This window comes from Clostridium sp. CX1 (assembly GCF_025398335.1).
Lineage (GTDB): Bacteria > Bacillota > Clostridia > Clostridiales > Clostridiaceae > Clostridium_AM > Clostridium_AM tanneri.
The window spans coordinates 1-603 of the sequence record NZ_JAODOO010000060.1 but is presented as its reverse complement, the minus strand read 5'-3'; the positions used below and the strand labels follow the sequence as shown (position 1 = coordinate 603).

Sequence of the window (603 nt, the reverse complement as noted above, 5' to 3'; positions counted from 1 at the left end):
GGGGCTGTCTCACAATTAGAAAATTTCTAAGTGCGACAGCACTCTTTGTTTTTAGGTATGAAAAAAGCGAGCTCGTTAGAACTCGCTTTTTTGTGTATAATTTAATTATGATCAGTAACAAAATTACACAAAAGAATTATACCAGTTATAACAATGTTTATCAATTAGTTTTTCCTGTGGAAACAGGAATTTTAATACCGGAAAATGATTCAGTGAGACTTTTAAGCCAAGTAATGGAGGAATTAGATTATACAAATTTAAATAGGGCGTACTCCCGATTAGGGAGAAATCCAGAAGTACCACCGAAGAATTTATTTAAAATCATTGTTTATGCATATATGAACAATGTTTATTCAACAAGAAAAATAGAAGAAGCCTGCAGAAGGGATATTAACTTTATATGGCTTTTAGAAGGTCGAAAAGCTCCAGATCATAATACAATCTCACGATTTAGAACTGATAGGCTTGCAAATGTAATAGATGATTTGTTTTATCAGCTAGTAGGAAAACTTGAAAGCTTAGGAGAAATAGAGTACAAAAATATATTTATAGACGGAACAAAAATTGAAGCTAATGCAAATAAATATAGCTTTGTATGGAAAA

The 603-nt window shown here is 31.2% G+C and carries 1 protein-coding gene; it reads left to right on the top strand.

Features of this window, described 5'->3' with window-relative positions:
- Nucleotides 1–107: 107 nt before the first annotated feature.
- Nucleotides 108–603, top strand: a 496-nt coding sequence (locus tag N4T77_RS20135; protein WP_261673643.1) for a transposase, incomplete at its 3' end; no start/stop codon positions are given.